Source organism: Ruegeria sp. L12 (assembly GCF_056531745.1).
Genome location: NZ_JBQFMH010000002.1, coordinates 383,268 through 396,852, shown reverse-complemented (window position 1 = coordinate 396,852; position 13,585 = coordinate 383,268). Strand labels below are relative to the sequence as shown.

Annotated in this window: 15 protein-coding genes and 1 other RNA gene; 6 read left to right on the top strand and 10 right to left on the bottom strand. The window is 58.3% G+C overall.

Annotated features, from left to right (window positions below; translation table 11 throughout):
• Nucleotides 1-49 precede the first annotated feature (49 nt).
• The 10 genes from rseP to ACR0K9_RS04855 form a co-directional block, all read right to left on the bottom strand.
• Nucleotides 50-1,402 (bottom strand): RIP metalloprotease RseP, encoded by a 1,353-nt coding sequence (rseP, locus tag ACR0K9_RS04900; protein ID WP_480821231.1) that lies wholly within the window; start codon nt 1,400-1,402, stop codon nt 50-52.
• Between the two features lie 6 nt (nt 1,403-1,408).
• Nucleotides 1,409-2,581, bottom strand: coding sequence for a 1-deoxy-D-xylulose-5-phosphate reductoisomerase (gene dxr, locus ACR0K9_RS04895; RefSeq protein WP_480821229.1), 1,173 nt, complete (start codon nt 2,579-2,581; stop codon nt 1,409-1,411).
• Nucleotides 2,581-3,363, bottom strand: a complete 783-nt coding sequence (locus tag ACR0K9_RS04890; protein WP_480821227.1) for a phosphatidate cytidylyltransferase — start codon at nt 3,361-3,363, stop codon at nt 2,581-2,583. Before ACR0K9_RS04890 ends, dxr begins: the two co-directional genes overlap by 1 nt.
• Nucleotides 3,360-4,091: an isoprenyl transferase gene (locus ACR0K9_RS04885; RefSeq protein WP_480821225.1), complete on the bottom strand. Its 732-nt coding sequence runs from the start codon at nt 4,089-4,091 to the stop codon at nt 3,360-3,362. Before ACR0K9_RS04885 ends, ACR0K9_RS04890 begins: the two co-directional genes overlap by 4 nt.
• Before the next feature lie 8 nt (nt 4,092-4,099).
• On the bottom strand, nt 4,100-4,663 hold the full coding sequence (frr, locus tag ACR0K9_RS04880) for a ribosome recycling factor (RefSeq protein ID WP_480532483.1): 564 nt from the start codon (nt 4,661-4,663) through the stop codon (nt 4,100-4,102).
• A 182-nt stretch (nt 4,664-4,845) separates the two neighbouring features.
• Nucleotides 4,846-5,841 carry an acryloyl-CoA reductase gene (gene acuI / locus ACR0K9_RS04875; protein ID WP_480821223.1) on the bottom strand — a complete coding sequence of 332 codons (996 nt, stop codon included), beginning with the start codon at nt 5,839-5,841 and terminating at the stop codon, nt 4,846-4,848.
• A 102-nt stretch (nt 5,842-5,943) separates the two neighbouring features.
• Nucleotides 5,944-7,047, bottom strand: coding sequence for a dimethylsulfoniopropionate demethylase (locus ACR0K9_RS04870; RefSeq protein WP_480821221.1), 1,104 nt, complete (start codon nt 7,045-7,047; stop codon nt 5,944-5,946).
• Nucleotides 7,048-7,554 carry a DinB family protein gene (locus ACR0K9_RS04865; protein WP_480821219.1) on the bottom strand — a complete coding sequence of 169 codons (507 nt, stop codon included), beginning with the start codon at nt 7,552-7,554 and terminating at the stop codon, nt 7,048-7,050. It lies immediately after the preceding gene.
• Entirely contained in the window at nt 7,554-8,258 is a 705-nt protein-coding gene (locus ACR0K9_RS04860; protein WP_480821217.1) for a DUF1326 domain-containing protein, read from the bottom strand. The genes ACR0K9_RS04865 and ACR0K9_RS04860 overlap by 1 nt, the downstream gene beginning before the upstream one ends.
• A 4-nt stretch (nt 8,259-8,262) precedes the next feature.
• On the bottom strand, nt 8,263-9,054 hold the full coding sequence (locus tag ACR0K9_RS04855; protein ID WP_480821215.1) for a DUF2182 domain-containing protein: 792 nt from the start codon (nt 9,052-9,054) through the stop codon (nt 8,263-8,265).
• A gap of 89 nt (nt 9,055-9,143) precedes the next feature.
• Between ACR0K9_RS04855 and ACR0K9_RS04850 the strand changes: the two genes are divergently transcribed.
• The 6 genes from ACR0K9_RS04850 to ssrA all read left to right on the top strand — a co-directional run bounded on the left by ACR0K9_RS04850 (nt 9,144) and on the right by ssrA (nt 13,527).
• Nucleotides 9,144-9,875 (top strand): FadR/GntR family transcriptional regulator, encoded by a 732-nt coding sequence (locus ACR0K9_RS04850; RefSeq protein ID WP_480821213.1) that lies wholly within the window; start codon nt 9,144-9,146, stop codon nt 9,873-9,875.
• Nucleotides 9,876-9,971: 96 nt separating this feature from the next.
• Complete coding sequence (locus ACR0K9_RS04845) at nt 9,972-11,372, top strand: selenium-binding protein SBP56-related protein (protein WP_480821211.1); 1,401 nt, start codon at nt 9,972-9,974, stop codon at nt 11,370-11,372.
• Between the two features lie 13 nt (nt 11,373-11,385).
• Nucleotides 11,386-12,036, top strand: coding sequence for a hypothetical protein (locus tag ACR0K9_RS04840; protein ID WP_480821209.1), 651 nt, complete (start codon nt 11,386-11,388; stop codon nt 12,034-12,036).
• 81 nt (nt 12,037-12,117) lie between these two features.
• Nucleotides 12,118-12,768, top strand: coding sequence for a TenA family protein (locus ACR0K9_RS04835; RefSeq protein WP_480821207.1), 651 nt, complete (start codon nt 12,118-12,120; stop codon nt 12,766-12,768).
• A 12-nt stretch (nt 12,769-12,780) separates the two neighbouring features.
• Nucleotides 12,781-13,143 (top strand): DUF4345 family protein, encoded by a 363-nt coding sequence (locus ACR0K9_RS04830; RefSeq protein ID WP_480532503.1) that lies wholly within the window; start codon nt 12,781-12,783, stop codon nt 13,141-13,143.
• 36 nt (nt 13,144-13,179) lie between these two features.
• Nucleotides 13,180-13,527, top strand: a transfer-messenger RNA (tmRNA) gene (gene ssrA / locus ACR0K9_RS04825).
• Nucleotides 13,528-13,585: the final 58 nt, after the last annotated feature.

The following is a 13,585-nucleotide window of genomic DNA, read 5'->3' as shown; positions in this document are numbered from 1 at the left end:
GCTTGAATTGCGGCAAGATTGCGTCCGAACCGTGCCAGTTCCGCCTTATTCAGCAGAACAAATCGTTGGTGACTGAGAACAGCATCAAAGACAGGATCAGCGTTACCCCAATCCCCATCAGCACGCGCAGCGCCTTATCGCTGGGTGGTTTGCCGGATACCGCCTCATAGGCATAAAACACCAGATGGCCGCCATCCAATGCCGGGATTGGGAACAGGTTCAGTAAACCAACCGCCGTCGACAAAACCGCAATGAAGAAAACAAAGCTTTGTGCGCCCTGACTGGCCATCGCACCGGATACCTCGGCGATCCCGATCGGGCCTGAAATGTTGCAGGTGCTGATCGCGCCGGTGATCATATGCCACATGCCCGAGAGTGAGCCCTGAATGATGCGCCCGGACTGAACCACTCCACCCTGCAGCGAATCCCAAAGTCCCGCCGGAACCGTTTCAGGCTCGATCATCATTCCGCCAACGATTCCGATGCGCCAATGGGTTACGAAACCGCCATCGGGTTTCGGCTCATCCGTCCGGCGTGGTGCCAGCGCGAAATCAAGATCCGCCCCGTCGCGCCAGACTGTCAGTAACAATGCCCGGCCATTCGACCCCTCAACATGTTCTTTCAACTGACCAAAGGCAAAAATCGGATCACCGTCGACAGCGGTGATCACATCGCCTTGCTGCAACTGGATATCCATCGCTGCGCTGCGCGGTGTAACCTGTTGAATCAGAGGCGGAAACAGCCAGGGTGCCTGAACATTCACAGTCTCACCATCGCGGATGACGGTATAATCCAGTTCAGGCTGTACGGGCAAAGCATCGATAAAGTCCGACCAATTGCTCTGATCATCGAAATCAGGGGTCTGAATGCCGGCGATTGCGATGATCTCATCACCCTCCTGCAGCCCCTGCTCTGTACCTGGCAGCGGTTGCAGCGCACCAACGGTCAGTGGTTCACGCGAGACACCCTGAGACCAATAGATCAGGCCGAACACCAGAATGGACATCGCGAAATTGAAAACCGGCCCCGCCGCAACAGTTGCCGCGCGCGCCCAAAGCGGGGCGCCATGCATGGTCCGCCGCAGCTCTTCCGGGGTTCGTTCGGCGATCACTTCCATCGCCTCTTCGTCTTTGCCAGAGGCCGCGTTGGCATCCCCCAGAAACTTGACGTAACCACCAAAGGGCAAGAGCGCGATCTGCCAACGGGTACCGCGCTTATCGACCCGGCTCCAGAGCACCGGACCGAAGCCGAGCGAAAACACCTCGGCATGGATGCCGGACCAGCGGCCCACGATGTAATGCCCGTATTCATGCACCGCGACGATCACGGACAGGGCCACAACAAAAGCAATGATCGTATAGAGAAGATTGCCGAATTGCGGAATCAGAGAGAGTATATCCAAAGGTGTTTATCCTGCTCGTTGCAAAGCGGTTTCATCGACCCATTTCCGTGTCAGATGGTCCGTTTGCTGTACGTTATCAAGGGTCAAAGGGGCATCAATAAGGCCGTCCGAGGCCTCAAAACGATCAAGTATCGCGGCCACCGTATCTGCCATGTCCAGAAAGCCGATCCGGCCTTTGATGAAGTGATCCAGTGCCCGTTCCTTGGCGGCGTTGAAGATGGCACCTGACAGGCCGCCACGCTCCATGACCTCTCGGGCCAGGCGCAAGGCGGGATAGCGCGCCTCATCCGGTGTTACAAAACGCAACTGCCCCAGTTTGGCGAGGTCCAGCCGTTCGACCGGCAGATTGCGCCGCTCCGGCCAATGCAGTGCATAGCCGATGGCATGGCGCATATCCGGCGCCCCCAAATGTGCCATTAAGGCCCCATCCTGAAACCCGACCAGCGCATGAACGATGGATTCAGGATGAACCAGAACTTCGATCCGGGCAGGATCGACGCCAAAGTATTCTTTGGTTTCTATCACTTCCAACGCTTTATTAAACATCGAAGCACTGTCGATAGTGATCCTCTGCCCCATGTCCCAGTTCGGATGACTCGACGCCTGTTCGACTGTTGCGCGGGACAGATCGGCCATCGGCCAATCGCGAAACGCCCCTCCACTGGCGGTAATGATAATCCGCTCGACTGTGCTGAGGTCTTCGCCAGCAAGAGCTTGAAACACCGCTGAATGCTCGCTGTCGACTGGCAATAGCCGCGCGCCATGTGTTCGGGCGGTGTCCAACACCAATGGCCCGGCACAGACAAGTGTCTCCTTGTTGGCCAAGGCAAGGGTCGCTCCCTGTTTGAGCGCTTCGATCCCTGGCGCCAACCCCGCCGCGCCGACGATGGCCGACATGACCCAATCCGCCGGGCGCGCGCCCGCTTCGATCAGGGCCGCCTGTCCGGCTGCAGCCTGCACTTCGCTGCCCGCCAGCGCGGCGCGCAGATCGTCCAGCCTGTCTTCAAATGCAGTCACCGCGATATCTGCGCCCAGCCGCTTGGCGTCCTGCGCCAGTTGGGCAATATTGCTGCCGCCGGTCAGCGCCACGACATCGTAGGCGTCGGCGTGCCTTGCGATCAGATCGATGGTGTTCTGCCCAATCGATCCGGTCGCTCCGAATATCGACACTTTCCGCATCACATGCCTCCGGGCGCGTAAATCAACCCTGCGATCAGCACAAAGACCGCCGCGCCCATCATGCCGTCAAAGCGATCCAGGAATCCTCCGTGGCCGGGGATCAGGTTTGAACTGTCCTTGACCCCGAACTTTCGTTTCACCGCACTTTCCACAATATCCCCAGCCTGACTGGCCATCGAAGCGAGAACGGATACAAGAACGAACGCGATCCCAAACCCTGCGTAGACGGCAAAGACGGTACCAACCAACGCGGCAGCGACCCAGCCGCCAACCGTGCCGGACCATGTTTTCTTGGGACTAACCTTAGGCCAGAACTTCGGGCCGCCCAGTGTCTTGCCCACAAAATACCCGGCTATGTCGGTGGCGACCACCACAAGGATCAGCCAAACCATCCAGCCAAACCCCATGTTTTCACGGATCGAAATAAAGCCCAACCCCGAGGCGGCTATCCAAAAGGCAAACACTACATAAAGACCACGCGCCTGCCGCATCTGCCCAGCCCCAACCAAGGCCGGTGCCAGCAAAAATGGCAGTTTGTAAAGCGGCGGCAGATGAAAGCTAAGGACGACCGCAAACCCCGTCAGGATTGCCAGTTGAATGGCAACGCCCTGACGTTCGGGGTCGATGATGCGCACGAGCTCCCATGTCATCAGCCCGCAGGCCAACGCGATGAATACCTCGAACCAAAGGCCACCCAGCCAGACTTCGACGGAACCAACAATGACAAGAACCGCAGCCGACAGAATCCGGGTTGTCAGATCAGACCATCGGTCGTCACTCATGCCGGAACCGCCCCGAACCGCCGCTCCCGCAAACCATAGCTTTGGCAGAGGCGTTCAAGCTCGGCAGCCGTGAAATCCGGCCACAGAGTGTCGATGAATTCATACTCGGAATAGGCCGACTGCCAGAGAAGGAAGTTTGAAATCCGCGCCTCACCGCTGGTACGGATAACCAGATCCGGATCAGGAAGAACGCGTGTATCCAGATACTTAGGCAGGGTCTCTTCATCCACATCTTCGGGACGCAGACGTCCCTCAGCCACGTCACAAGCCAGACGTTTGGTGGCGCGCGCCACCTCATCCCGACCACCGTAATTCAGCGCAACAGTAAGATGAACCAGATCGTTATCCTGTGTCTCACGTTCCAGCGAGTCCATCAGATCGGTCAGTTTCGCATCCAGACGCACACGATCCCCAATGAACCGCACCCGGATGCCGTTATCCTTCAGCGTCTTGGTTTCTTTGGTGATATAGCGGCGAAACAGGCTCATCAGCCCGGCCACTTCAACCTGCGTGCGTTTCCAGTTTTCCGTCGAAAACGCAAACACCGTCAGATACTTGATCCCCAAACCTGGACAGGCCTCAACAACCTCTCGAACGCGCCGTGCGCCCGCATGGTGGCCAAACAGCCGGGGCCGACCACGTGCCTGCGCCCAACGGCCATTCCCATCCATGATGATGGCCACATGGCGCGGCCCTGTTTCAAGCGCTGTATGAGGATCTTTCGGCATGATCAGGCTCAGACCTGCATGATCTCAGCTTGTTTGGTCTCAAGCGCCTCATCAACCGCCTTGATCATCAAGTCGGTCAGGTCCTGAACCTCGGCTTCCCACAGCTTCTGGTCATCCTCGGACAGGCCATCGGCTTTGCCCTTCTTGATCTGATCCATGCCGTCGCGCCGGACATTACGGATCGAAACGCGTGCGCTTTCAGCATATTGTCCGGCAACCTTGCCAAGCTCGCGGCGGCGTTCTTCGTTCAATTCAGGGATCGGCAGCATGATAATGGTGCCGTTCAGCTGCGGGTTAATGCCAAGCCCGCTTTCTCGGATCGCCTTTTCAACCTTGCCCACCAGCGACTTGTCCCAGACATTCACGGTCACCATCCGCGGCTCGGGCACGTTCACCGTTCCAACCTGATTGATCGGCGTCATCGAGCCGTAGGCGTCCACCATCACCGGCTCGAGCATCGAGGCCGACGCCCGCCCGGTCCGAAGCGAGGCAAATTCGGTTTTGAGGTTGGCCATTGCGCCGTCCATGCGGCGTTTCAGATCATCGGTATCCAGTTCGAAATCGTCAGACATGCTGCTCACTCCCCGTATTCAGGTGCTGTTGAGATGGGTCATAAGCCATCACAATTGGGATGTATAGCAATCATGGTCAGGAATTGTGGCAATGACCAGAACTGTTTCCTGCATTCCGCCTCTGGCCCTGCCATCAACGCCGGTCAGGGCGACTGCCTGACCAGCATTTGGTCTGTATTTGATCAGGCGTTGACGTCGACGACAACCCGCCCCTTGACCTGACCCTGCAAAATATCCGCCCCCAATCCGGGCAGATCAGACAGGGTCGCCGGATGCACCATCGCCTCAAGCTTATCCATCGGCAGATCGGTCGCGATACGCTGCCACGCACGAACACGGTTGTCATAAGGCTGCATCACACTGTCGATCCCCAGCAGGTTCACCCCACGCAGTAAGAAGGGAATCACGGTGGCGGGCAGCGCCGCACCGCCAGCCAAGCCCACAGCCGCTACCGATGCGCCATATTTCATCTGCCCCAAGACACGTGCCAACATCGCACCGCCTACGGCATCCACACAGCCTGACCAGGATTCACTTTCCAACGGGCGCTTGGTGGTCTCATTCAATTCATCCCGCGGTACGATCGTGGTCGCCCCCAGAGACTTGAGATACTCCGCCGTCTCCGGGCGCCCGGTAACCGCAGCAACCTCATATCCCAGATGCGCCAGAATAGCCGTCGCGACCGACCCAACGCCCCCAGCGGCACCGGTTACCAGGACGGGACCATGCCCAGGCTCCAGCCCGTGATCTTCCAGCGCCATAACCGCCAGCATCGCGGTAAAACCGGCGGTCCCCACCGCCATCGCCTGACGCGCGGTCAAACCATCGGGCAGAGGCACCAGCCAATCCGCTCGCGCATTGGCCTTCTGCGAATAGCCGCCCCAATGCGCCTCGCCCACACGCCAACCGGTCAGCACAACCTTGTCGCCGGGCTTGTATCGTTCATCCGACGACGCCTCGACCGTTCCGGCATAATCGATTCCGGGGATATGAGGGTAACTGCGCACCAATCCGCCCCCCTTGGGCGACATGCACAATCCATCCTTATAATTCACAGTCGAATATTCCACGGCCACTGTCACCTCGCCCGACGGCAGATCGCTCTCGCTGATCTGTCTGACCGACGCGCTTGCCAGCCCGCTCTCTTCATCTCTGTCCATCACCAATGCGTTAAACATCTGACATCCTTCCTGTTTCCCAAAACCAGATCCGCTGCTTCATCTGGCCAAAAATATCTCGGGGGAGTCGCGCAGCGACGGGGGCAGAGCCCCCTCCTCCGGTCAAATCCAGAACCCGTCCCTTACAACTGCACCCCGCACCCCATCAGGCGTCTCAACCTCAAGCGCGGTGCCCGCGTCCCAATGGCTCAGCCGCACCATCCCAATCGAGACATTGGTGCTGAAATCCGGCGACCAAGCGGCCGAGGTCACCTGACCCACCTGTTTCCCGCCGCCATAAATCGGCCACGGCCGATCACATGGGGGCACGGCGTCCCCCGCAATCTCTATCGGTCTGATCTGCTGCACTGGACCTTCTTTTGCCACCCGCAATAAAGCATCTCGCCCGATGCAGCCGATGGCCGTATGCGTATTGCAAAACTTGCCCAAGCCACATTCATGCGGCGTGTTGTCGTCGGTCATGTCGTTTCCGTAGGACAACAAACCACCCTCGATCCGCTCGATCAGATTTGGGCATCCGGCGCGCACGTTCAGATCCTCACCCTGCGCAAAAAGAGCATTCCAGAGCGGCATACCGATATCGCCGCCCTCGACATAAATCTCGAACCCGCCCTGTTTCGAATAGCCCGAGCGCGCCACGGCCAGATCCCGCCCTTCAAACTGGAACATATCGAATTTGAAGAAACGAATGTCTCGCACCCGATCCCCAAACACCCGCGCCATCAGATCATCGGCTTTCGGACCCTGAATCGCCAACGGAGAGACGTCCGGCTCGTCCACCAGAACATCCAGACGATAACCGTTCGCCACCCCCTTGACCCAAAGCAGCAAATCGCTGTCGGCAATTGAAATCCACCACCGGTCGTCCGACAATTTCACCGCAACCGGATCGTTCAGCATCCCCCCGGTTTCATCCACGATGGGCACATAAAAGCACTGACCGGGCAGCATTCCCCGCAGATCACGCGGGGTCAGCATCTGCATCAGACGTGTCGCATCGGGGCCGCGCAACTCTACCTGTCGCTCGCAGGCCACATCCCAGACCTGAACATCGGTTTTCAAATGCCGGTAGTCCGCCTCGACGCTATCAAACACGGTAGGCAGCAGCATCCTGTTATAGACCGTGTAAGCTTTGACACCGGCCGCTTCCACGCCATCTGAAAACGGCGTCCGCCGCAACCGCCGGGATAACGATATCTGGGGCACTCAGACCTCCTGAGGCAAAAAGACCAGATCACTCACCGGCGCGCCCGAGCCGACTTCGGTCAGCATCTGATGCAACTGGCCCCTGTGATGGGTCTGGTGGTTGAACATGTGGATGACGCATTGCGCGTAAGGTTTTGTGACATCAGCTTCTTTCGCCGCCGAGTACCAGGTGAAATCGCCAGTCAGAAGATCGTCAGCCAACGTCCCGGCCCATTCAGCGATCCGTGCGTCGATCTTGTCGCGCAGCGGCAGCCATTCGGCCAGATCAGCGCAGAGCGAGACACTCTCGGGTATACCGCCACCTGGCCCTTGCCCCTTGTCGAACCGAGAGATCCAGATCCAGTCGCCCCATAGCAAGTGGTTTGCCGTCCCCATAATCGAGCCAAAAAACGCGCCCCGATCCCGAGACAGAACCTCGGGGGGTAATGCTTGAAGAAATCCCGCCAACTGATTGTTTTGCCAATGACCATAGCGGGCCATCTCGCGTGCAAAGGCCCCGGTGATCATCACTTGGGCCCGTGCCAGTCGATCGGACAGATTTCGGCGGACTTGCCCCCGAAATCCCACACCCGGCCATAATCGCGCACTTTCGACTTGGTGCCGCGTGCAACAATGATATCGGGCCCCATCCAGTATTTCGAGTTCGACACCATCACCGGATGCTCGGGGTCCTTACCCGCCAGCATCTCGATCTCGCCCTGAATCTTGCGCCCGATTACGATGCGCCGCTTGGTGCCGTCACGTTCGATCACGACAGGGGCCCGCTCGGCCCCGATGATTTCACTGACCAGCATGGTGAACAAACCGGTGGTGCCGCCTGCCTGACCGCTGAATATCTGCAGCAGTCCATTATAGGCCTTGCCGCTTGCGCGCTCGTCCACATAGGCCGCGACCTTCCACTGGCCCTCTCCCATACGGCCCGGGATATCGACCAACAAACCCACATTCAGGCCCGACAGGTCTTCGCCTTCATAATGGCCGTCATCAATGATGACACCCATCCAAGCGTGGCAATGCCCCTCTGTCGGAGGGTGCGCGCCCAGCGACACCACGCAGGGACAGAATACATCGCAGGAACAGTTCAGGATCAGCTCACCCTTGATGGCCCAATCGGTCGGGCTCATTTCACGGCGCTTGGGATTTGGCATCCGGCTGTCGATCCGCTGACTGATCGGTAGCTTGTCCGATTCCGGTTTTCTGTTCTTTGCCATCGGCTTATCCTCCGTATGCAATGTGATACGCCAGCAGTCCAAAACCGCCCGCAATCAGCGCGAACCCCATGGGTCGCGTTACCGCGTGCCCGATCTGAGGAAGTTTCTCCAACACCATGAACAGGGTCGCGAGCCCCATCCACAACAAGCTCATGACGCCGCCAACAAAGCCGAGCGCCATGAAGCCCCAGCAGCAACCAACGCAGAACGCGCCCAGCCCCAGCCCCATATGCAGCCCGCCCGCGAAACCGGTCTTCCAATGCCCCAGGAAATAGGTCATCGGCGCATGGCAAACCCCATGACAGACCTCTTTCGCGCGGGTGAACTGGAAAGCACCGACCGCAATCAGCAGCCCTCCTGCCAGATAGGGTGATTTGGCAATGCCCAGCATATCAACCGCACCCCCAAACAACAGGGCCAGTTGAAGGCCGGTGATCAGAGCTGCAAAACCGACCCAGACGATGAAATAACCGGACAACACGCCCAGCCACCCTGCCCGCGTTCCATTTGCGCTGCGGATCAGGTCATCATAGCTGCGCAAGGTGGGCACCAGCGTTGGCAGCATCATCGCCGCCATCATGATTGCCCACATCCAGAACAGCAGACCAAATTCGGCCATGGGCATATACATGTCCATGCGCGGGTCCATCGCGGCCATGGCCTGCCCCATCGGGCCCGGTCTGCCGATCCAGTCCAGATCCATATCGCGGCTCATGCTGAACATCATCCACCACGCCCAAAGGATCGTGATGTAGAAGCCCAACCAAAGCGCGCTGCGGAAAACTGAGCGACTCACTTGCCTCTCCCGACTCAACTCCCTTGCTTTTCAAATGTCAGACTTTTAAATGTCAGACAAATAAAAATTCACGACTGCAGACAAAGACCATGAAAATCGACCCGCAAAGACCTGTTGATCTGTCGGCCCAAATTGCCCAGGCGATCCGGGATGCAATTATGTCTGGCCGGTTGATCGTGGATGAAAGGCTGCCGTCTGAATCAGAGCTCGCCGATCAGTTTCAGGTTTCGCGTTCGACGGTACGCGAGGCGTTGAAACGGCTTGCGGCGCAGTCCTTGATCCGAACACAACGCGGCGCGTCGGGCGGTGCGTTCGTGAACCGGCTGAACTTTGAGGACGCCTATTCTCAGCAGATCACGACCTCGACCCTGCTGCTGTCGATGAACGCCGTCAGCTTCGATACGGCCTGCGAGGCCCGCTATGCGCTGGAACGCGCCTGTGCCTCACTTTCGGCGCAGCGCCGCACCGCAGATCAGTTGGCAACGATGCGGGCCGAGATCTTCCGGCAGTCTCAACCGGGCCTGACAGATGAGGCCTTCTGTGCGTCGGACGTAGCCTTCCACCGAGCGCTGGTTGATGGGGCAGGCAATCCGGTATTATCCTACCAGCTTGCGGGCGCAGTCGAAGCCATGCAACCCTTGATGAACATGATCACCTTTACAGCGCGGTCGCGCGAAGAGATCATCGCCCTGCACACCGACATCGCCGACGGGCTGGAGGCCGGCGATGCGGCGACCGTGGATGCCGCGCTGGTCAAACTGGAAAGCTATACAAGACAATTGGCGCATGATGTCGCCGAACAGCGGCGCAAACCCGCATAAGAACCAAAGAGGACCCCGAGCAGGCTACATGACATCCGGCAATAAGACCGGAACTCTCACTATGAATTGAAGATCAATGACTTACGGGAGGACGTTATGAACCAAAGACCGGACCCAACATTTTATCCATCCGCCAAGCTGGCAATGGAAGGCCCCACCGAGACACTGGCCTTCACACTCATGCTCAGCCCCGATTTTTCGCAACCGGACGGGCTGGCTGTCGTGAACGTCGACCCGACATCGGATGACTATGGCAAGATCGTTCATCAGGTCATCATGCCGGAAAAAGGTGATGAATTTCATCACTTTGGCTGGAACGCCTGTTCTTCGGCACTATCACCGCTCAGCGGCCATGCGTTTCTGGAACGCCGGTATCTTATCATTCCGGGCATCCGGTCCAGCCGTATCTATATCATTGACGTGAAAAACCCGCTTGAGGCCAAGATACACAAGATCATCGAACCCGAGGAAGTCTTTGCAAAGACAGGGTATTCCCGCCCCCATACGATCCACTGCGGCCCCGAGGGCATCTATGTCAGCACGCTTGGCGGCGGTGGTGCAGACGGCACCGACGGCCCTCCGGGTATTTTCATAATGGATTGCGAAAGCTTCGAGATCATCGGTCGCTACGAGATCGAGCGCGGTGTGCAGGACAAGCACTATGATTTCTGGTGGAACCTTCCGCGCGACTACATGGTCAGTTCCGAATGGGCGCTGCCGCCGCAGTTCGAGAATGGGTTGGTGGCCGAGGATTTGCTGTCGAACAAATACGGCCACAGCATCCACTTCTGGAACCTGCGCAGCCGCACCAATATCCAGACCATCGATCTGGGTGAGAACCATCAGATGGCGCTGGAAATCCGGCCTGCTCACGACCCGGTCAAGCAACATGGGTTCTGTGGCGTCGTCGTGGATACAACCAACCTTCAGGGCGCGATTTTCACATGGTGGCGCAATGATGATGGTACGTTTGAGGCCAAGAAAACCATCACCATCGATCCCCAACCCGCTGATCCGGACGACCTGCCAGAGCTTCTGAAGGGCTTTGCCGCCGTGCCGCCTCTGGTCACGGATATCGACCTCAGCCTTGATGACAAGTACCTCTATGTCGCCTGCTGGGGTATTGGCGAGATGCACCAGTACGATGTGTCGGACCCGATGAACCCCAAGCTTGCCGGCAAGGTTGAAATCGGCGGGATCGTGAAGAAAACCAAACATCCCAACGGTCAGACCTTCGGCTATGGCCCGCAGATGGTCGAGATCAGTCGAGACGGCAAACGCGTCTACTGGACCAATTCGCTCTATTCCACATGGGACGATCAGTTCTATCCCGAAGAAGGTGGGGCGGCGATGGTCAAGGCGGATGTGGGCGAAAACGGTGGCCTGACGCTTGATCCCAAGTTCTGGGTCGAATTCCCCAAAGGCTATCGCAGCCATCAGATCCGCCTTGAGGGTGGTGACTGTTCTACCGACAGCTTCTGTTACCCATCGGTCTGAGTTGGAGGTTCTGATGACATCGACGGCTGGCCTCTGGCTGGCCGTTATCCTCAGCGGTGCCTATCACGGGATGAACCCCGGAATGGGTTGGCCGCTGGCGGTGTCGTCCGCCTTGATGGAGCAACGCCAATCCGCCCTCTGGCGCGCCCTCGCGGCCCTTGCCGGCGGGCATTTCGTGGCAATGCTGGGGGTATTGCTGCCTTTTGCCCTGATGGCGGTGCTGGTCGATTATCAGCGAGAAATCCGCATCGGAGCGGCGCTGATCGTGATTGCCATGGGCCTCTACATCGCGCTCACCCGCAGTCACCCCCGTTTCCTGTCGCGCATCCCTCCCAGCCGCCTGGCGCTGTGGTCCTTTCTGGTCGCGCTCGCCCACGGCGCCGCCTTGATGCTGGTGCCGATCTATCTGGGCCTGTGTGGTCTGGACGAGTTGGATGCCGGTCACAGGGCGATCTCTGAAATCATGACGACAAACGGGTTCATCGTTTTGGCTGTAGCTGCGCTTCATACTGCGGCGATGATTCTGGGTGGAGGACTTCTGGCCTTTGCCGTCTATCGCTGGTTGGGGCTGCAATTCCTGTCTCGCAGTTGGTTCAATCTGGAACTGATCTGGGCGCTCAGCCTGATCCTTGTCGGCATTCTGGGCCTGTGGTCGGCTTTGTAAGGTTTCAATTTCCTGTAAGCACCTTGTATTTCAGCCATCAAGCCGCTTTGTCGACAGCGGACAGATTTCAGGAGTTCCCGAATGCCAGACACCGCGCGCCCTACAGATTTGCTGCGACAAGGCCGGATGGTCGATTGGCAGGCCGCCACCAGCCATGCGTTCACTGGCGAGCTGGCCCAGGGCACCCTGCCTGAGGACAAGATGCGTTGGTACCTGCAACAGGATTATCAATTCGTCGGCGGGTTCGCCCGATTGCTGGCCAGCGCCATCGCTCATGCCCCGACCCTGGCCGACTGCGTGCCCGCCGCGCAGTTTCTGGCGGTGATCACCGGCCCCGAAAACACCTATTTCCTGCGCGCGATGGAGGCGCTGGGCACGACCCCCATCACCGAGCCGGCCCCTAGTACCAAGGCGTTTCAAGACCTGATGGCACAGGCCGCAGCTTCGGGCCGGTACGAAAATATGCTGGCGGTTCTGGTGGTGGCGGAATGGGCTTATCTTTGCTGGGCCAGCCCGGTGAATCCACCGAAAGAAGACCTGCCGTTCTGGTTTGCGGAATGGATTACGCTACATGCAGGCGAAGGATTCGAGGGCGTGGTCGAATATCTGCGCGGGCAACTGGACAAGGCCTGGCCGACGCTGGATGCGGACGCACAGGCCGAAGTGACGCGCCTGTTTCATCGCGCCATCGAACTGGAACGTGATTTCTTTGACGCCGCATACGCGGCCTGACGGAGAGGCAATATGATCTATGCACTGAATGCCCTGGCTGCGGTTCTGACCATTGGCTTTGGTCTTTTCGGGTTTCTGGCTCCGGCCCACACGGCCTCGGCGCTGGATTTGGCCCCCACGAACAGCACCATGGGTCTCAGCGAGATGCGCGCGTCGGTTGGCGGCCTGTTTGTTGTCACAGGAATCGTGGTGTTATGGCTGAACAATCCGATGGCTTACGTGATGTTGGGCGTGGTCTATGCCGGTGCTGCATTGGGCCGGTTCGTGTCAGTGGCGATAGACAACCCCCCGCTGGTCAAAGCGCTGACCTTTGGAGGAATCGAATTGGTTCTGGCCCTGTGGTTGATCCTCGCCAACATGAGCAAAGCTTCGTAAAGCATTGGTTTGATTAAAGGTACAGATTGCCAATCTGAGTTTGCATCGCCCCCGATCCTCACCTATATATGAGATGTCCTTCGGGACTATGGACATAAACGCGCTCGTAATAAGCGGATCGGACCCGGGGGCGGTACCCGGCGGCTCCACCAACCATCCTTCGTTTGGGGATTTTGGGGCCGAAACAGGATCGACGAACGTCTAAAGGGGTTAGCTTTGTCTCGGCTGTCTGCCACCGTTACCGGCGAAAATAGTACAATTGCAAACGACAATCGTGCTCCGGTTGCAGTTGCTGCGTAAGCAGTAACAAGACCGAAACTTAAGCCCTTGCGCCTAGCCGCGTAAGGCGGGGTTCGCAGGTACCTGGCAACAGAAACCTGCATTTCTCCGCTTATGTCTGTTTAATGCGCATAAATCAGCTGAGATTCAGAGTTTATTCACC